This is a genomic window from Streptococcus canis, from assembly GCF_900636575.1.
In the GTDB taxonomy this organism is placed as follows: Bacteria; Bacillota; Bacilli; order Lactobacillales; family Streptococcaceae; genus Streptococcus; species Streptococcus canis.
In genome coordinates this window covers 1,216,601-1,235,866 of sequence record NZ_LR134293.1, presented here as the reverse complement: position 1 = coordinate 1,235,866, position 19,266 = coordinate 1,216,601, and the positions used below count along the sequence as shown (strand labels likewise).

At 40.2% G+C, this 19,266-nt stretch carries 17 protein-coding genes and 2 pseudogenes; 3 read left to right on the top strand and 16 right to left on the bottom strand.

Annotated elements, in window-relative coordinates; all coding sequences use genetic code 11:
- Positions 1-69: 69 nt before the first annotated feature.
- The 5 genes and pseudogenes from EL097_RS11220 to EL097_RS06325 all read right to left on the bottom strand — a co-directional run.
- Positions 70-175: pseudogene (locus EL097_RS11220) on the bottom strand (FeoB small GTPase domain-containing protein); the annotation flags it as partial.
- Entirely contained in the window at positions 172-651 is a 480-nt protein-coding gene (locus tag EL097_RS06340; RefSeq protein ID WP_003044319.1) for a FeoA family protein, read from the bottom strand. The pseudogene EL097_RS11220 and the gene EL097_RS06340, both read right to left, overlap by 4 nt.
- Positions 652-861: 210 nt before the next feature.
- Positions 862-1,596: an amino acid ABC transporter ATP-binding protein gene (locus tag EL097_RS06335; protein WP_003044324.1), complete on the bottom strand. Its 735-nt coding sequence runs from the start codon at positions 1,594-1,596 to the stop codon at positions 862-864.
- Positions 1,596-2,282 carry an amino acid ABC transporter permease gene (locus EL097_RS06330; protein WP_003044327.1) on the bottom strand — a complete coding sequence of 229 codons (687 nt, stop codon included), beginning with the start codon at positions 2,280-2,282 and terminating at the stop codon, positions 1,596-1,598. The genes EL097_RS06335 and EL097_RS06330 overlap by 1 nt, the downstream gene beginning before the upstream one ends.
- Before the next feature lie 126 nt (positions 2,283-2,408).
- Positions 2,409-2,639, bottom strand: a complete 231-nt coding sequence (locus EL097_RS06325; protein WP_002983885.1) for a YkuJ family protein — start codon at positions 2,637-2,639, stop codon at positions 2,409-2,411.
- A 300-nt stretch (positions 2,640-2,939) separates the two neighbouring features.
- Here EL097_RS06325 and EL097_RS06320 point away from each other — a divergent pair, with 300 nt between their 5' ends.
- From EL097_RS06320 to EL097_RS06310, 3 genes are all read left to right on the top strand, one after another.
- Entirely contained in the window at positions 2,940-5,231 is a 2,292-nt protein-coding gene (locus tag EL097_RS06320) for an ATP-dependent Clp protease ATP-binding subunit (RefSeq protein WP_003044330.1), read from the top strand.
- 126 nt (positions 5,232-5,357) lie between these two features.
- Entirely contained in the window at positions 5,358-5,813 is a 456-nt protein-coding gene (locus EL097_RS06315) for an NUDIX hydrolase (RefSeq protein ID WP_003044333.1), read from the top strand.
- A gap of 50 nt (positions 5,814-5,863) precedes the next feature.
- Positions 5,864-6,166 carry a DUF1827 family protein gene (locus EL097_RS06310; protein ID WP_003044336.1) on the top strand — a complete coding sequence of 101 codons (303 nt, stop codon included), beginning with the start codon at positions 5,864-5,866 and terminating at the stop codon, positions 6,164-6,166.
- Between the two features lie 228 nt (positions 6,167-6,394).
- Here the strand turns inward: EL097_RS06310 and ileS are convergent, their stop codons facing one another.
- The 11 genes and pseudogenes from ileS to murD form a co-directional block, all read right to left on the bottom strand.
- Positions 6,395-9,196 carry an isoleucine--tRNA ligase gene (ileS, locus tag EL097_RS06305; RefSeq protein WP_003044342.1) on the bottom strand — a complete coding sequence of 934 codons (2,802 nt, stop codon included), beginning with the start codon at positions 9,194-9,196 and terminating at the stop codon, positions 6,395-6,397.
- Between the two features lie 265 nt (positions 9,197-9,461).
- Positions 9,462-10,220: a DivIVA domain-containing protein gene (locus tag EL097_RS06300; protein WP_003044345.1), complete on the bottom strand. Its 759-nt coding sequence runs from the start codon at positions 10,218-10,220 to the stop codon at positions 9,462-9,464.
- 9 nt (positions 10,221-10,229) lie between these two features.
- A pseudogene (locus EL097_RS06295) lies at positions 10,230-11,020 on the bottom strand (YlmH family RNA-binding protein).
- A complete protein-coding gene (locus tag EL097_RS06290; RefSeq protein ID WP_003044348.1) occupies positions 11,020-11,274 on the bottom strand; it encodes a YggT family protein in 255 nt (84 codons plus the stop codon). The pseudogene EL097_RS06295 and the gene EL097_RS06290 overlap by 1 nt, the downstream one beginning before the upstream one ends.
- Positions 11,275-11,278: 4 nt before the next feature.
- Positions 11,279-11,944, bottom strand: a complete 666-nt coding sequence (gene sepF / locus EL097_RS06285) for a cell division protein SepF (protein WP_003044351.1) — start codon at positions 11,942-11,944, stop codon at positions 11,279-11,281.
- Between the two features lie 12 nt (positions 11,945-11,956).
- Positions 11,957-12,628, bottom strand: coding sequence for a YggS family pyridoxal phosphate-dependent enzyme (locus EL097_RS06280; RefSeq protein ID WP_003044353.1), 672 nt, complete (start codon positions 12,626-12,628; stop codon positions 11,957-11,959).
- Positions 12,629-12,630: 2 nt separating this feature from the next.
- Positions 12,631-13,950 (bottom strand): cell division protein FtsZ, encoded by a 1,320-nt coding sequence (gene ftsZ, locus EL097_RS06275; protein WP_003044356.1) that lies wholly within the window; start codon positions 13,948-13,950, stop codon positions 12,631-12,633.
- A gap of 23 nt (positions 13,951-13,973) precedes the next feature.
- The gene (gene ftsA, locus EL097_RS06270) at positions 13,974-15,338 is read right to left on the bottom strand and encodes a cell division protein FtsA (RefSeq protein WP_003044359.1); all 1,365 of its coding nucleotides are present in this window, start codon (positions 15,336-15,338) and stop codon (positions 13,974-13,976) included.
- Positions 15,339-15,546: 208 nt separating this feature from the next.
- Positions 15,547-16,701, bottom strand: coding sequence for a cell division protein FtsQ/DivIB (locus tag EL097_RS06265; protein WP_003044362.1), 1,155 nt, complete (start codon positions 16,699-16,701; stop codon positions 15,547-15,549).
- Positions 16,702-17,784, bottom strand: a complete 1,083-nt coding sequence (locus EL097_RS06260) for a UDP-N-acetylglucosamine--N-acetylmuramyl-(pentapeptide) pyrophosphoryl-undecaprenol N-acetylglucosamine transferase (RefSeq protein WP_003044364.1) — start codon at positions 17,782-17,784, stop codon at positions 16,702-16,704.
- Positions 17,777-19,141 (bottom strand): UDP-N-acetylmuramoyl-L-alanine--D-glutamate ligase, encoded by a 1,365-nt coding sequence (gene murD, locus EL097_RS06255; protein WP_003044367.1) that lies wholly within the window; start codon positions 19,139-19,141, stop codon positions 17,777-17,779. Before murD ends, EL097_RS06260 begins: the two co-directional genes overlap by 8 nt.
- Positions 19,142-19,266: the final 125 nt, after the last annotated feature.

The following is a 19,266-nucleotide window of genomic DNA, read 5'->3' as shown; positions in this document are numbered from 1 at the left end:
AAACCAGTGCTAATACACACCCTCCAGCCAAAACAATCCATCGGGTAACTGGCTGTCCCAACAATACTAAACTTCGGGCCAATTTCCCACCCGTTGGTCGGTTGGTTCTCGTCAATAAATTAAACAGGCTGGATTTTCCACTATTGGGATTGCCAATCAAGGCTATTTTTGTCATAGTGTATCCTCATCTTCTAGCTTTCGTCCAGAGATTAGTTGGGCTTCAGACTGGCACAAGCTTAATCCATAACCCCTCAGACTAATTTCTAAGGGATCGCCTAGGGGTGCCCGCTTACGCAACTGAAAACGAGTTCCTCTGATTAACCCCATATCCATTAAACGACGCTTGGTTTCTTTACTAGCATAAATGCCATCAATAATAGCCACATCTAAAACAGCTAGTTCAGACAAGGGCAGGCTTTGCTCCTTACCTATCACCTCACTAACCATAATAGTTTCTAGAATACTATCATCAAAAGCTAGACGACTGGTTTTGACCATCACAATCGCACTCTGTTTGGTTTGTGACATCACTTTCACCTGACTTCCTTTAGTAATGCCAAGGTGAGCCAGATGCTTCTGGTGGCCCTGAGGCAAATCAATGCCCTCAACCTGATAAGCTATTCCAACTTTTGCATGAGATAATTTGATCATACGTACTCCTTTTAACGACAGTGTTAATTATAACACATTCACTTGTCTCTAACATATCTCGCTTTAAGTTTTTTGCCTTTTTAATCTCATATAAGAATAACTCTAAAAAGAAATGGCAATCTGACACAGAAACTTTCTTGCTAACAGTCGTTCAGTCTTGTTGCAATCAAAAAACCTGAGCAAATGGATGCTCAAGCTAGATCAAGCCGCTTATAAAACCTTGCTCAAAAAATCTTTGGTCCGGTCTTCTTTGGTTTGGTCAAAGAGTTGGCTAGGGTTGCCTTCTTCTACAATAACCCCACCATCCATGAAGATGACTCGGTCAGCCACTTCCTTGGCAAAGCCCATTTCATGAGTCACAATAACCATGGTCATCCCAGATTTAGCCAAATCCTGCATAACTGCTAAGACCTCGCCCACCATTTCAGGATCAAGGGCTGAAGTTGGTTCATCAAAGAGTAAAACATCTGGATCCATAGCTAGTCCACGCGCAATGGCAATCCGCTGCTGCTGCCCACCAGAAAGGCTAGCAGGATAAGCCTTGGCTTTTTCTGATAATCCAACTTTGTCCAACAAGTTCAAGGCTGTTTTGTCAGCCTCTGCTTTAGCCATTCCCTTGGTTTTGATTGGCGATAAGGTGATATTTTCTAAAACAGTCATATTGGAAAAGAGGTTAAACTGCTGGAAAACCATTCCCATTTTTTCGCGCATGCTAAAAATATCATTCTTCTTATCGGTAATATCAACCCCTTCAAAACTAATCTGTCCCTTGGTCGGTACTTCCAAAAGATTCATGGTTCGAAGCAAGGTTGATTTCCCAGAACCAGAAGGTCCGATAATCACCACAACCTCTCCTGGCATGATGTCTAAATCAATTCCTTTAAGCACTTCATTGTGATCATAATACTTGTGCAAGTCTTTAATTGAAATAATAGCCTCAGTCATTAATGATTACCTCCTTGCGCCATGCGACGTTCTAATACTGACAATAACTGTGACATCACTGTTGTGACCATTAAGTAGTAAAAAGCAGCCACCAGTAAGGGGGAAATGGGAGAATAAGTAGCCGTTACCACCGATTGGGCACCATTCCAAAGTTCCATCACCCCAATGGTTTGTAAAAGAGCACTATCCTTAATAATAGTAATAAATTCATTTCCTAAGGCTGGCAAAATATTTTTAAAGGCCTGAGGCAAAATCACATAACGCATGGCATTTCGAGGACGAATCCCTAGTGAATAAGCCGCTTCTAATTGCCCTTTTGGCACAGCCTCAATACCTGCTCTAACAATTTCTGAAATATAAGCGCCACTATTCAATGAAATGATAATAATACCAGGAAGGAGTCTTGAAAAATCCAAGTCCAAAACCCCAAAACTAATAGTGGGCATATCGTTAAAATGCATCCAAGCAAAGGCAATCATGATTTGAACCACCATAGGTGTTCCCCGAAAGACCCAAACGTAAAGATTAGCGATCCAGGTCAACGGCTTCACTTGACTACGTTTAATCAAGGTGACCAAAACACCAATAAGGGTGCCAAAAAAGACAATGCTGACAGAAATCATAACGGTGACAAGTACACCGTAGTTAAAGTAGGCCCAGTATTTGGGCAAGAATGACAAATCCATCTATATCTCCTCATAAATCCTAGGTTGATTATAATAAAGATAATTATACCATTCGATGAATATTAATACAACACTTTTTGACAATAAAAAAACCTGCCTCAGGCAAGTCTCTTTACTATGTCATGCTTAATATAATAAATCGTAGATTTCCATTGCAATCAAGTCAATACTATCAAAGGAATATGACTCACGTGCTTCAACATCACGCAATGTGAAAACTGGTCCATTTTCAGGGTCATTTGAAAAGGCAACTTCTGCAACAACAACACCATCACGTTCAAAATTTCGCTTGAGATTACCGCCATCTGTTACCATCAATTCCAAACGATTGATGATTCTCACCAAATGTGATTCCATTTCGTTTCTCCTATTCGTTTTTTATCCCTATTATTTTAACACAAATCAGGGGAAACTAACAAGAAAAGTGGCATTTTTCTTAACATTTTGCGGTTTTTTCGCCTTTTGTGACCACTGACACTTAACCTTATTGGCAGAATGGCAGAGCATTCTCCAATTTATCACTCTCCATAGTAAAGTGCTAAAATGATAAGCTTTTTACTTGATTTCCCAAGCCGTGGTGCTATAATATGAGTATAAAGTTTGACCATTTTTGACTAAATGACTTTGACTTTTTAGATAAACCCTCGGAGGTATATTATGCTTTGTCAAAATTGTAATTTAAACGAATCAACCATTCATCTTTACACAAATGTTAATGGAAAACAAAGACAGGTTGACCTTTGTCAAAACTGTTACCAAATCATGAAAACAGACCCAACCAATCCTATTTTAGGTGGCCTAAACAGAGGACAAAAAGCCCAAGATCGGTCTTCACATCCTTTCTTTGATGACTTTTTCGGCGACCTCAATAATTTTAGAGCCTTCGGTAATCTTCCTAATACACCGCCTACACAAGCGGGCCAAAATGGCAACGGAGGAGGACGTCACGGTGGCAATTATAATGGGCAAGGGCAACCACAGCCGCAAGCCCCAAATCAGCAAGCAAAAGGCCTACTAGAAGAATTTGGCATTAACGTGACCGATATTGCAAGGCATGGCGATATTGACCCTGTTATCGGCCGTGATGAGGAAATCACCCGTGTGATTGAAATCCTCAATCGCCGAACCAAAAATAATCCTGTGCTTATTGGTGAGCCAGGAGTTGGTAAAACTGCTGTTGTAGAAGGTTTGGCTCAAAAAATTGTTGATGGTACTGTTCCTCATAAATTGCAGGGCAAACAAGTTATCCGTCTTGATGTGGTTAGTCTTGTTCAGGGAACAGGTATCCGTGGTCAATTTGAAGAGCGCATGCAGAAATTAATGGAAGAAATTCGCAATCGCAAGGATGTCATTCTCTTCATTGATGAAATTCATGAGATTGTCGGTGCCGGTTCTGCTGGCGATGGCAATATGGATGCTGGTAATATTTTAAAACCAGCCTTAGCCCGTGGTGAATTACAGCTCGTCGGTGCTACCACCTTAAATGAATACCGTATTATTGAAAAAGATGCCGCCTTAGAACGACGCATGCAGCCGGTGAAAGTTGACGAACCTTCTGTAGAAGAAACCATTACGATTTTAAAAGGTATCCAACCCAAATACGAAGACTACCATCATGTCAAATATAGCCCAGCTGCTATTGAAGCTGCCGCTCATTTATCCAACCGCTATATTCAAGACCGTTTTCTTCCAGATAAGGCTATTGACCTCTTGGACGAAGCTGGTTCCAAAATGAATTTAACCCTCAACTTTGTTGATCCGAAAGAGATTGACAAACGCCTTATTGAAGCAGAAAATCTCAAAGCCCAAGCTACTCGAGACGAAGACTATGAACGCGCCGCTTATTTCCGCGATCAAATTGCAAAATACAAAGAAATGCAGGCTCAAAAAGTCAATGAGCAAGATATTCCAATCATTACTGAAAAAAACATTGAAGCTATTGTAGAGCAAAAAACTAATATTCCAGTTGGAGACTTGAAAGAAAAAGAACAGTCTCAACTTGTAAATTTAGCCAACGATCTAAAAGCACACGTGATTGGACAAGACGATGCTGTTGATAAAATTGCTAAGGCTATTCGTCGTAACCGCGTGGGACTTGGTACGCCAAATCGTCCAATCGGTTCCTTCCTTTTTGTTGGACCGACTGGGGTCGGTAAAACGGAATTGTCTAAACAGCTGGCTATTGAACTCTTTGGCTCGGCAGACAACATGATTCGCTTTGACATGTCCGAATACATGGAAAAACACGCTGTCGCCAAATTAGTCGGAGCACCTCCAGGTTATGTCGGTTATGAAGAAGCCGGACAGTTAACCGAACAAGTTCGTCGCAATCCGTATTCCCTTATTCTCTTAGATGAGGTGGAAAAAGCCCATCCTGACGTCATGCACATGTTCTTGCAAGTTCTTGATGATGGCCGTTTAACAGATGGTCAAGGACGAACAGTCAGCTTCAAGGACACCATTATTATCATGACTTCCAATGCTGGAACAGGCAAGAGTGAAGCTTCTGTCGGATTTGGTGCGGCTAGAGAAGGACGAACAAATTCTGTTCTAGGTGAATTAAGCAACTTCTTCAGCCCAGAATTCATGAACCGTTTTGATGGTATTATCGAATTTAAGGCCTTGAGCAAGGATAACCTCCTACACATCGTTGATTTAATGTTAGCTGATGTTAATCAACGCTTAGCTTACAATAATATCGACCTAGATGTGACACAAAAGGTCAAAGAAAAATTAGTTGACCTAGGCTATGATCCTAAAATGGGCGCTCGACCTCTTCGTCGCACCATTCAAGATTACATTGAAGATGCTATTACAGACTACTATTTAGAACATCCAACTGAAAAAGACTTGCGTGCCGTTATGACAAGCAATGGGAACATTATGATTAAAGCCGCTAAAAAAGGGGAAACCGTTCCTACTACCCAAGAACAGGGCAACAATCATTAAACTTAAAAGAGAGTTTCTATCAGGGAACTCTCTTTTTTGTCCCTTTGTCAGTTTTTTAACAGAAGAAGCAATTTTTATAAGAATAATCACTCAAAATTTAGTATAATAAGAAAAAGGAGAGATACGATGACAATTCCAACATTCGGTAATCACAATGAGCATGAAACCTACGTGGCACGCTATGGTGTCTATGCCATCATCCCTAATCACGACAACACAAAAATCATTCTTGTACAAGCCCCTAATGGTGCTTGGTTTTTACCTGGTGGTGAAATTGAAGCTGGCGAAGATCACAGCCAAGCTTTAGCCCGTGAATTAATGGAAGAACTTGGTTTTACAGCTAAGCTTGGCTTTTATTATGGTCAAGCTGATGAATATTTCTACTCTCGCCATCGTGATACCCACTTCTATCACCCTGCCTATCTTTATGAAGTAACTGCGTTTCAAGCCGTTTCCAAGCCCTTAGAAGATTTTAACAACTTGGCTTGGTTTCCTACCGACGAAGCTATTACTAAATTGAAACGAGGCAGCCATCAATGGGGTGTTAAGGAATGGCAAAAAAAGCATCATTCTACTAACTAACTCTTTTAAATAGTGCTATAATAAGTACAGGAGTACTAAGGAGGACATTTATGAGACTCATAAACACAACAAGCAGTCACCCAGAACTCGTCAGAAATCAACTGCAAAATACAGATGCCCATTTAGTGGAGGTTTATTCAGCAGGAAATACAGATGTCATCTTTACACAAGCACCTAAACATTACGAACTCCTCATTTCAAATAAATACCGTGCTATCAAAGAAGATGAACTCGACGTCATCCGTGAATTTTTCTTAAAACGTAAAATCGATCCTGCTATTGTGATTCCTGGGAAATCAAAAACCCTTCACACAAACAATCTTATCGAAATTTCATTCCAAACATCGGTATAAACAGTAGCCAGCCTCTTTTTTATTAGCGAAAGGTGAACTTTATTTTAAATCTCCTTATATGAGGCCAGCAGTTTTCTTAAAAGAGATAAAAAAGCACTCGAAGGTTCTACTACTTTGTCTCTCGCTAAAACTGACTAATAGAGGTAATCATTCCTTCCAAAAAACCATCAGGTCCTAAGACCCGATGGTTTTCTTCTTACTCAGTGTCACTTCAAGTCCTGATTAGACTTATTTGCCACTGTCTTCAAACCCTTCAGCAACAGCTTCTGGGAAGTTTTCTTCAATGATTTTTGCGCTGTGATCACAGACAAATGCATTATAAGAACGCATGCGAGTAGTTGGATCAATGCGGCGTGAACGCTCACAGACTTCTCCTACGGCATGTTCAACCGTAAAGGCAACACCTTCAAAAGTCACCGCATCAGCAGGAGCATCTGCCAAATCAGCAATGCTTAATTGAGACACAATCAAAAGCAAGGCAATATCGCTGTCCAAAGCAGTCAATAAGGTTTTCACTTCTTCGCTAGCGTAGATAGTCAAATGGGCTTCCAATGATTTACCAATAAGCTTAGCATTACGTGCTTCTTCCAAAGCTTTTTGTGCTTGAGTACGTAAGGTCATGAAAGCTGACCAAGCTTCCAAAATGTCCTCTTGACCTGAGAAAGTTTCTGCCAATGGCATTTCTGCCAATTGAACAAATGCTTCTGGTTCATGCTCTAAATAGGACCAGATTTCTTCAGTGGTGTGAGGTAAGATTGGCGTCAATAATTTCGTAATCTTGACCAAAATATCATAGAAAACAGTCTGCATGCGACGACGTTCTAGGCTATTGGCTGCTTCAATATAAACAACGTCTTTCGCAAAATCAAGGTAGAAGGCTGATAAATCAACCGTAACAAAGTTCACAACTGCTTTGTAAATAGTCATGAAATCATAACGGTCATAAGCGTCATTAATGGTTGCTACCAACTGATTAAAGACAATTGTCATGTACTTATCAACAGCCCCAAGATCAGCATAGGCTACTGCATCCGTAGCAGGGTTAAAATCAGCTGTATTAGCGATCAAGAAACGAAGGGTGTTACGGATTTTACGGTAAGTTTCAGAGACTTGACCAAGAATCTCCATGGAAACACGGACATCATTGTCGGTATCCACAGAGGCCACCCAAAGGCGGAGAATGTCGGCACCGTATTGTTTAGCCACATCATTTGGAGAAATAATATTTCCTTTTGATTTAGACATTTTTTCACCCTTACCATCAAGAACAAAGCCTTGAGATAAGATAGCCTTATAAGGAGCATGACCATTGACAGCTACAGACGTAATTAATGATGAATTGAACCAACCACGGTACTGGTCAGAGCCTTCTAAGTAGAGATCTGCTGGGTAGGAAAGATTTTCTCTAGCATTCATGACCCCATTCCAAGAAGAACCTGAATCAAACCAAACGTCCATGATATCAGTCTCTTTTGTAAATTCACCATTTGGTGAGCCTGGATGAGTAAAGCCTTCTGGCAATAAGTCCTTAGCTTCTTTTTGCCACCAGATGATTGACCCATTTTCTTGGAATAAATCAGCCACATGGTCTGTCACTTCTTTAGTCATGATAGCAGTGCCATCTTCAGCATAGAAGATAGGAAGGGGAACTCCCCAAGCACGTTGACGAGAAATAACCCAATCGCCACGATCACGAATCATATTGTAAAGACGTGTTTTGCCCCATGATGGCTGGAAGGTTGTTTTTTCAATTTCATCTAAAATATCCTGACGGAAATCAGAAACAGAAGCAAACCATTGAGGTACAGCACGCCAGATAATTGGTTTTTTAGTACGCCAATCAAATGGGTAAGAGTGATTGATCACTTCTTGTGCCAATAAGAGATCACCAAGTTTATCAACAACAATCGGCGTTACCTTGTCATAAAATTGTCCGTGGAAATCTGGACCTGCATTTTCCATCATTAAACCACGTTCATCAACTGTCACAGCAACTTCCAAATTGTATTTTGTTCCAACATTGTAGTCGTCCTCACCAAAACCTGGCGCTGTGTGGACAATCCCTGTACCTGACTCAAGGGTAACATGGTCACCAAGGATAACCAATTCTTCTACGTCAGTATCCCATGGGTGTTCTGTCACAATATACTCTAGGTCAGCTCCTTTATGGCTAGCTAAAGTTTCAAAAGATTCCCAACCAAATTTTCCAGCAAGGCTATCCAAAAGACCTTCTGCTACAACATAGTGACGATCTGAACCAGCAGGTTTCACCACAAGGTAATCCATATCAGGCCCAACTGTCAACCCACGTGATGCTGTAACAGTAAATGGTGTTGTGGTCCAAACAACAAGATAAGTATCGGTGTCAAGAATGCCCTTGCCATCTTTAACTTTATTGGCATAGTATAAAGAGGTTGAATCAATGTCATGGTATTCAATCTCAGCTTCTGCTAAAGCGGATTCTGAAGACCACGACCAGTAAACTGGCTTGGCTCCACGATAGATATACCCCTTGTCAGCCATAGCTCCAAAAACACGAATTTGATCAGCTTCAAATTGTGGGTCCAAAGTCACATAAGGGTTTTCCCAGTCTGCCGAAACACCCAACCGTTTGAAATCATCTCGCTGTTTATCAACCTGGCTTAAAGCATATTGACGACACATCTCAAGGTATTCTGCCAAATCCATTTCCTTACGTTTGACACCTTGTTTAGCCAAAACTTGTTCAATTGGAAGGCCATGTGTGTCCCAACCTGGAACATAAGGAGCTTGAAACCCAGACATGGACTTGGAACGCACAATGATGTCTTTTGAAATTTTATTAAGGGCATGTCCAACGTGAATATTTCCGTTAGCGTATGGAGGGCCATCATGAAGATGAAAGGCGGGCTTACCTGCATTCAATTCTTGACGTTTTTTATAAAGTTCTGCCTGCTCCCAAGCTGCTTGCCATTGTGGCTCTTTATTAGGAAGCCCAGCACGCATTGGAAAGGCTGTTTTCCCTAAATTTAGTGTTTCTTTTAATTTCATTGTATCAAACTCCTTTTAAACAATATTACAATTATAATAAAAAAGCCCCGTCTCAGAAAGGACGAAAGCTCGTGGTACCACCTTAGTTTAGAACAGTAAAAATCATTACCATTCCCTCTTTGCTCGTAAGGTGAGCCAACCTTTCCACTTACTCAAGTTCAGTGAAAATGTCAGAAAATGATAATGTTACTGCTTAGGGAATGCGGGACTCTCATCGTCTCCCGCTTGCTGTGATTATAAGCAAGCCATCGTGTTTTTCTTTGACTTAAATATTCAATTTAAAGGTTTGTGTCTCACTGAGATTTACTTCAGGTTCAGCTACAGGCTCATTGTGGTGCTCAAGCTGATGAGATTCTAATTCTTTGTTGCTTTCATTAACGCGACGTTGCAACTCTTCCAACTCTTCTGGAGTGAATTGACGTGTGGCATCAAAAGAAGCACTATCATCTGAATCAGGAATATCTTCATTCAAAACTGTTTTGACCACTTCTTTGAAGGCTGCATCAGAATTTTGAAGGTAAATTGCTGTCGGCTGTAACAATTCATCCCACTCAGGTGAATTGGATAGGCTCAATTGTGACTCAATCGATGAAATCAACCGTTGATGGAAAACACGTGTTTGACGTTTCAATTCCTCTGTCTCAATCGCAACGCGTTTAGCTTCATCAGTTGCATCACGCAACATTTGGTTTGCTTTCGCTTTAGATTCATCAAGCAACTGTTGGGCATCATAAGTTGCCTTGCTCACCAAGTTGGTTGCTTCTGCGTTAGCAGTTGCTTTTACCTTTTCGGCTGTCTCTTGCGCCAAAATAACAGATTGGCTAAGCGATTCTTTCATTTCATCGAAATAAGATAACTTTTCTTCAAGATCTTTAATTCTTGCTTCGTTGTCACGATTTTTACGAACCAAAGCTTCGTAATCATCAACAACAATATCGAGAAATTCATTGACTTCCTCTTCACTGTATCCGCGAAATTTCGTTTTAAAGGTTTTATCTTTAATTTCTAGTGCTGTAAGTGCCATTATGTCTCCTTATTTATGCATCATTTTACTAAGCGTTAATTTGTATTTCCCATTTTTGGTCAAGCCATTATCTGTTAGAAGGGTAAATCGACCGTAACCTCGGATACTGACCATATCTCCTATGGCTAAGTTATCAGAGACGTTATTCACCAGTCGATAGTTTACTTTAACCCTATCAGCCTCAATTAATTTCAGAGCCTGTGCACGAGATTGTTTTAAGACAGTCGCCAACAAGCGATCCAAACGAAGGCTAGAAACCATGATATCCACAGTTTGCACATCATCATGGGGCTTGATGAGCCTGTCAAAAGGAATTTCCTTTAACGTCACACTAGCTCTCGCTATCTTAGTAATCGTTCCTAAAACGTAACTTAATAACTGCTGACTAATCATGAGCTGTGCGTAGCCTGTTTCAATAAAAATATCACCAAGCAAGCTTCGCCTAATTCCTAACTCATTCATCAAGGTTCCTAAAATTTGACCGTGTGTTAACTGATTAAATTTTGCTTGATAAGTAACCTCTACCAAAGCCATCTGAAAATCATTTTTATCCAAGTCATAATACTCTGGTGCAATAATCACACGACCATACTCACTCGGATAGTAATCTGTTGAGGCAAATACCTTTAAATCAGTTGAAGCCACTAGACTTTTTAGAATCGCTATTCTCTAGGATTTAAAAACTCAGTAACTTCTAAAAGATAGTGACTATCCACCCTGCTAATCATATCAGACATCTTCTCAATAAAGGGATATTCCTCCTGATGAAAATGTTGATAAAGTTCTTTATGACTAACCATTAAATAAATACTCTAACCAAAATTTGAGCTAAAAAGTTTAACCCAATAATAATGATAAAAATGGTAAAATCAAGGCCAGCAAATTGTAAGTTAAATGCTCTAAAGGGTTTCAAGACCGGTTCAACAATCCCACTCAGTAAGCGACCAAACCAAGAGTTATATGCCCCAGGAAACCATGATAATAGGGCGTAAGCTACTAGTAAGTAACTGTAAACTCTGATTAGTCGAAGAAGGATAGATAGTATCAATAGCATATGTTTACCGTCTCTTCATATCAAAATCAAAACCAATATCTTGGCCATTAGTTGGGATATTCATCTCTTCAATATTAACAGATACATTTGATGGGGTCAACAAATACATCGAAGACCCAACTTTTTGTAAAGTTCCATACAGAACCTTGCTCGCACCGTCAATAAAGTCCAAACAACGTCTTGCTTGAGCATCTAGCATGTACTGAAAATCAATCAAGACACACTCGTTAACAATCAATAAATCAACAATTTCTTGAGCATCTTCATATTTACGAGGATACTTCAAAGCAATCGTTGTTTGATCCGATTGAGCTAAATGTTGATATTGCTCGCGACGACTAGCAGCAGTAGGCACTGCTGTACTCGTTCTTTTCTCAGTTGCTTCTTGAGGAACTCTCATTTGAGACTGGTAATGGCGCTCAGAAGGGTTTTGTCTTGATTGCGTCTGAGTCTGAGGTCTTGCCTGAACTTGCGCTTGAGGCCTCCTGTGTTGAGCCTGTTGCGGCTGACTCGTTCTAGGTGCTTGCTGTGGCTGACTACTTGGTTTAGCTGTCTGCTGCGGTCTGCGCGTAGTTTCCTCAGTTGAAGCAGTTGCTTCTTCTTCTACTTCATTAACCCCATCAGTATCAAAATAAGAAATCATCTTATTAAATGTGTCTTTAATTGCCATCTTGTTCTCCCTTTAGTGAAAGAAAGATGTGCCAATACGAACAAAGGTTGAACCTTCCTGAATAGCAATTGTATAATCACTACTCATGCCCATACTCAATTCTGTAAAAGGCATATTCTTTCTTTTTTTTGACTGCAAGTTTTTTCTCAATTGATTGGCTTCTCGGAAAATCTCTGCAACGCTTTCTTGACTAGCATTTGCTGGTGCCATGGTCATCAGACCAACCAGTTGGATGTTTTCCATCTTGTCTATCTCCTCAATCGCTGCATCAATTTCAGAGACCTTAAAGCCATGCTTACTGTCTTCTTCTGAAATATTAACTTGTAGAAAACACTTTACAGGATGATCAGCTCTCTTTTCAATTTCTGAAGCCAACCTCACAGAATCCAAGGCATGAAAGTAATCAACAAGGTTGATAACATCCTTTACTTTACGACGTTGTAAGGTCCCAATAAGGTGCCATATCACCGACTTGTCTTTTAAGGCCTCATATTTATCAAGAAACTTATCCACACGATTTTCAGCAATATGCTCAATGCCGGTATCAATAAGCTGACCTGCAATTGTACTGTCCACATATTTTGTCACAGCTATGACTGAAACACTGTCTGCTGGTCGATTAGCTGCCTCAGTGGCTAAGCGGACATTGTCAAAAACAATCCTTTTATTTTTTTGTAAATCCATTATCAACGGTTTTTAAAAAATGGTGGTGTTTCCAATTCGTCATCAATGTCATCATTAGCTGAGAAGGTTGACATGTTTAATTGATTATCAAGTTCACCTTCAGTTGGACGAGCAATATTATCACGTCTCAAATCCCAGTTGCCAAATGCTGACCCTTGGTTTTGATTGTGATTAGGTGTCGCTGTTTGGGTGTTTGGCATCTCACGTGTTTCACCCATATCAAAATCAAAGCTTGAGCGACGATCAAAACCTGGTTGAACAGGTTGTTTAACTTGTTCTGAAGCATATTGAGCACCAGCTGCTTGTTGAGCATTAGCTTGGGTAAAGGTACGAGGTTGACGGAAACCTGATACTTGTTCAGCCTTATCTTGACGGACACCTGTTGCAACAACAGTCACGCGGATTTCATCTTTCATGGTGTCATCGATAGATGTTCCCAACCAAATATTAACCCCTTGACCTGCTGCCTGACCAACAATTTCGGAAGCTTCTTCGGCTTCTGTAAGAGTCATGTCAAGTCCCCCTGTAACATTGACAATAACATCTTCTGCACCATCAATAGTGGTTTCAAGGAGTGGTGAGTAGATCGCCTTACGAGCTGCCTCAACGATACGTTCTTCACCAGAACCAATACCGATACCCATAAGGGCATTTCCTTTGTTTGCCATAACTGTTTTCACATCAGCAAAGTCAAGGTTAATAAGACCTGGACTTGTGATCAAGTCAGTAATTCCTTGAACACCTTGACGTAAAACATTATCTGCTTCACTAAGTGCTTCAAGTAACGGTGTCTTTTTATCAACAATTTCAAGAAGGTTATTGTTTGAAATAATTAATAGTGTATCAACTTGCTCACGTAATTCTTGGATACCTTCAATAGCAAAGTTGCCACGTTTATTACCTTCAAAACCAAACGGACGGGTAACGACAGCTACGGTCAAAGCTCCTAGACTTTTAGCAATGCGTGCGATTACTGGTGCAGCCCCTGTACCAGATCCACCACCCATACCAGCAGTGATAAAGACCATGTCTGCACCTGTAAGAGCTTCACTCAAAACTTCTTCACTTTCTTCAGCTGCTTTACGACCAACTTCAGGTTGACCCCCAGCTCCTAGACCGCGTGTTAATTTTGGTCCAAGTTGGATAACCGTTTCAGCTTTTGATGAACTCAATGCTTGAATATCAGTGTTTGCAGCGATAAATTCAACACCTGCAACACCTTCATCAATCATACGGTTAATAGCGTTTCCGCCACCTCCACCAACACCGATTACTTTAATGATTGCACCTTGAATTGATGCAGTATCAAATGAAAATGCCATTTTATTTCCTCACTTTATTACTTTTAGTCAAACATGCTTCCAAAGATGCCACGGACGCGTTCTGAAATTTTTTGTTTAGGCTCAGCAGGTGCCTGTGGCTCGTAAGTTGCTTGGGGTGCTTGTTGCTCATAACGGACAGTTGGCTCAGGTCTTCTTAACTCATTGTAGTCTGGCAAGTAAGATTCCTGACCCGTAAAATCAATTGGTTTACGTCTCAAGAGTTCTTCACCTGAAACAGCATTTTGTGCTAAAACATCTACTTCAGACATCATGCCTACATACTCCACTAAACTAATCACATTAGCAAACATTGGATTTCTGATTCCAACTTGGTTAGGAACATGCAATTTAACAGTCGTGCCAAAGATTTCTTGTGCTACCTCAACCACTCCAGGCATAATAGCGCCACCACCAATCAGAACGATACCTCCAGGTAGGTCAAGTAAACGTCCTCTCTCCAAATCTTGTTTCACACGGTCAAGAATATGACGAATACGTGCTGAAATAATTTCAGATAAGTAGCGCTCAGTCACTTCGACAGGTTCTTCACTACCAACAACATCTACCTTAACGGTTTCTGTCAGGCTAGCTTCAGCGACATCTGCTCGACCAAAATTATATTTCAAGGCTTCTGCGATAGACAAGGAGGTTTTTAACACTTTGGAAATATCTTTAGTGATGTATTCGCCACCTTCAGCATAAATATTAGTGTATTGTAATTCTTGAGCTCTCATAGAGGCAACAGTTGTTTGACCACCACCCATATCAATAACAGTAGCTCCAAATTCACGTTCACCTTCATTTAAAACAGTTTTAGCCATGGCTAAAGGTGAAATGATAATGTTTTCCACCTTGATACCTGCACGTTCAACCGTCTTGCGCAAATTGTGTAAGATGGTGCTTGGTCCAGTGTAAATCAATCCACGCATTTCTAAACGAATACCCATCATGCCACGTGGATCGCGAATACCTTGGAAGCCATCAACAATAAATTCTTCTGGAACCAAAGAAATGACTTCACGTTCTGGAGTAATACTCTTAGTTAGGGCAGATTTAACAACACTGTCAACGTCTTCATCTTTGATTTCTTTTGATTCACTGGGAACAGGAATCATGCCTTGTGTTGGCTCGATTTGAAGGAGATTAGCTGGCAAGCCAACGTTCACCTTTTCAATTGTCATTCCTGCTTTTTCTTCTGCTTGGTCTACTGCAGTTTTGATGGCAGTCGCTGCTGCCTCAATATCAATTATTATGCCATCTTTTACGCCGGTACTTGGAACATTACTCACACCAATGACATTCATCTCCCCAGAAATAAATTCTGCTACTAAAACTTTTATCGAGCTTGTTCCAATGTCCAAACCAGTAAAAAAGCCATTTCTAGCCATTCACTTGACCTCACTTACTTTCCAAACTTTTACTATTCTAAAAACTGCTAAAAAACAGAATTATTCAGAGAATATTATAACATAAAAAAACGTAAAATGTTATCATTTTACGCATTTTGTTATATAAACTTAATTTTTTTAGTCAATTTAATAAGAACTGATTTCATCGGTTTTTTCAAGACTTTTAACAATCTTTTTCAGCCTTATTTTAGGAGTCGCTAGACGAGCTAGTGCTACTTTCTGTTGTTGTCTCTGTTGAGCTAGTCGCTTGTTCATGACTTGCTTCGGTAGGTGTCTCTTCTACGGTCTGATTCTGATGCTCAGTAGGCTTTTCACCTTCTTTATCAGCAGCATTTTGTTCAGGAGCAACAGGAACTTCCGGTTGATTTTCAATGTCTGCTGTTGTTGTATAAATCCCAACTTCCATATCTACTATACTACCACTTTCAAGATTTTTTTTCAATTTTTGATAGTAGGGGAGTTTTAGAGTCAGCTGTGATTGCGGTACCCTGACCAAATTGCCATCGTGCATTTCAATGATTAATAAATCTGATGTTGTTTTAGAATTGGCCAAGGAAACTGACTTGATATTTCTGACTAATTTTTTAGGCAGGCTAGTTAATTGTTTGACCAAGTCTTGAACGGCCTGTTCATCTTCCAAATTGAGAATTAAGAAAGATTTTGGTAATTCAGAAGCATTGACTGTCTCAACACGTTTCCCATTTTCCAAAATAGGCTGGTACCCATTCTCTAGCTGAGCGTAAGCAATCACCTCAAATTCGGTCACATTGAACTGGAAATGATTTGGAAAGTGATAAGTCATGGTTACAGATTTGACCCACGGATTGGTAGCAAGAATCGCTTGCTCATAGGGCTGAGGCGAAACAAGTAACGTCAGCCAATAATCAGATGCTTTAACCTTACTTGCCTTCACCAGCTCCTCGAGGCTTGTTCGGTGATTGCCTTTTACTGAAAAGTCTTTGAGCTTACTGTAAGGAGTGATCATAAAAATAGACACCACCATGAGTAAGAGCGTCACCAAAAGAACAGGCAAGGATTTTTGAAAAGCAATTTGTGTAGCACTTTTTTCCTTGGGTTGTCTAACCTTTTTAGATTTTTTAGGTTTTGACGTCGTTTCTGACTCAGTTTCCTGATTATCAGTTTTCTCGTCAGCTTTAAACTCAATTGCTTCAGGAGTGGTTTGAGCTTGCTGCTGCGCTTTTTTATCACTCAATAGTTTCTCTTTGAGTTTTTTTTCTTCCTCAGCTTGCTGTTTCTTTTTCTTTAAAAATTCAATGTTACGCTTTTGCCACTCCGTCAAAACAAGCTTGTCATCACTTTTTTTCTCTTTATCTTTTGCCATTTACTTCTCCTTAATCGTGGAGCTAATATCGGCTCTCAAAAGGTCATAAAAGAAGTCGGGTGACTGAATCTCTTTAGTTGCCAACATAGTAGCCTCATAATCAGCCTGATGTTCAAACAAATCAGCGATTGCCTGATCAAAACTATCCAAAGTTAAATCAGATTCCTGTAATTGTTTGGCATAGCCCCTCTTCTCAAAATAAGTGGCATTTTCCAACTGATCGCCACGGCTAGCTTCTTTACCAAGAGGAACAATGAGGTGCAGTTTAGCCATTGCCAGTAACTCAAAAAGCGTATTGGAACCCCCTCTTGTCACCACAAGGTCAGCCATTGCCATCAAAGGTTGGTAAAGATCGCTTACATAATCTACTCGATACAGATGAGGGCTTAGTTCATTAAGGTGAGGGTCTCCTGTAATATTGATAATGTTGTAACCTTGTTTCAATTCTGGATGGTCACTAATAAACTGATTGAACACATGCGCCCCTGCCGAACCGCCAATAAACAAGAGAGTTTTTAAGTCTCTACTAAAATACTCTTTCACCGCCTCTAATTGAGTCGATTCAGGCATTTTGTTGACCTCTTTGGAAACCTTTGTCACTGCTCCAAGGTGCTTAGCTTTGGACAACTGGTCTTCCTGATCAAAAGTGGTGTACATGGTAGTTGCAAATTTGTAGGCAATCTTGTTTGCTAGTCCCATTGACCGATCTGATTCATGAATAAAGACTGGTTTACCAAGCAATTTAGCAGCCATAACTGGTGGTACTGAGACAAAACCACCTTTTGAAAAAAGAGCTTGGGGGCGAAGTTTGGCAATAATAAAGAGAGATTGTAGGAGGCCAAGCGCAACCTTAAAGACATCAGCTAGATTTTGCCATGAAAAATAGCGTCGTAGCTTGCCTGTTGCGATACCATGAAAGGTTACGTCAAGGCCCGACTTTTCAATTTCTGTATGTTCAATGCCATTTTTATCACCAATATAATGAACTTCCCAACCGTCCTTGATAAATTTTGGTATGAGAATGAGGTTTAAGGTGACATGACCAACAGTTCCACCACCTGTAAATAAAATCTTCTTAGGCATTGGCATCTCCTTTTAAACATTCAAAGGTTGCCAAAAATTCATCTCCACGAACCTCAAAATTAGGGTACATATCCCAACTAGCATTGGCTGGGCTAAGTAAAATAGTGTCTCCTGCTTGGGCTTTTTTGAAAGCCAATTTTGTCGCAGCTGCAACATCTGTCGCTTCCAAGTATGGGACATTTGCCTTATCTGCTGCTCGTTTCATTCGCTCTGCTGATTCTCCCAAAATAATCATCTGTTTAAGTTCTAAAAGGTCTGGCACCAAATCATCAAATTCATTGCCACGATCTAGACCACCAGCAATCAAAATCAAGCGACTGTTATCAAAACCTGACAAGGCTTTTTGAGTGGCTAAGATATTGGTTGACTTACTGTCATTGTAGAAAGTGATGTCTTTGATTTGACCAACCCGTTGCAAACGATGTTTAACGCCTCCAAAATGTGAAAGGGTCTGGGCAATAATATCATCAGCAATACCAGATAGCTTGGCGACTACAATAGTTGCTAAGGCATTTTCAATATTGTGGCTACCTGGGACACCTAAGTCAGTTGCAGCCATAATCGCTTGCTCTTTAAAATAGAGCATTCCATCTTTCAGATAAGCTCCATCAACCACTTTTTGAGTTGAAAAAGGAATCACTGTTGCTTTGGTGGTCTTAGCTAGAGCTGCTGAGATTTCTTGATTAGTATTTAAAATAAGGTAGTCTGATTCTGTCATCTGAGCTTGAATCATCCATTTAGCAGCAACATAATCCTCAAAACTTCCATGATAGTCCAGATGAGTCGGCATTAAGTTGGTGATGACAGCAATATGAGGGTGAAAAGCATTTACTCCCATTAATTGAAAAGAAGACAATTCCATCACCAAAGTATCATCAGCAGTTGCTTTTTGAACAACTTCTGAAGCAGGGTAACCAATATTACCAGATAAGAGAGCAGATTGCCCACCAGCATTTAAAACATCCGCAATCATTGTCGTTGTGGTTGTCTTCCCGTTTGATCCTGTAATCCCGATAATAGGGGCTTCAGATACTAAATAAGCCAATTCCACTTCAGTCAAGATGGGAATTCTCTTTGCGAGGGCACGCTTAACCATAGGATTATCATAAGGAATCCCAGGATTTTTAACCATACACTCAAAGTCCTCATCTAATAATTCTACTGGGTGGCTACCACAAATCACCTTAATTCCCTCTTCCAACAAGGCTTGTGCCGCTGGGTTTTGTTCAAAAGGTTTCCCATCATTGACCGTAACTAGAGCACCAAGTTTGTCTAAAAGTCTCGCTGCTGCCTCGCCAGATCTGGCTAAACCCAATATTAATACTTTTTTGTTTTGAAAATCTCTGATTTCTTTCATCTGAGCCCACACTATCCATTCTATTTGGTTTCTATTTTACCCTTATTTAAATGCTTTTTCAAGATTTTAAAAAAGGACCTGATGGTTTCTAGTTTAGCATCAGTTGACAAAAACCAATCACATGG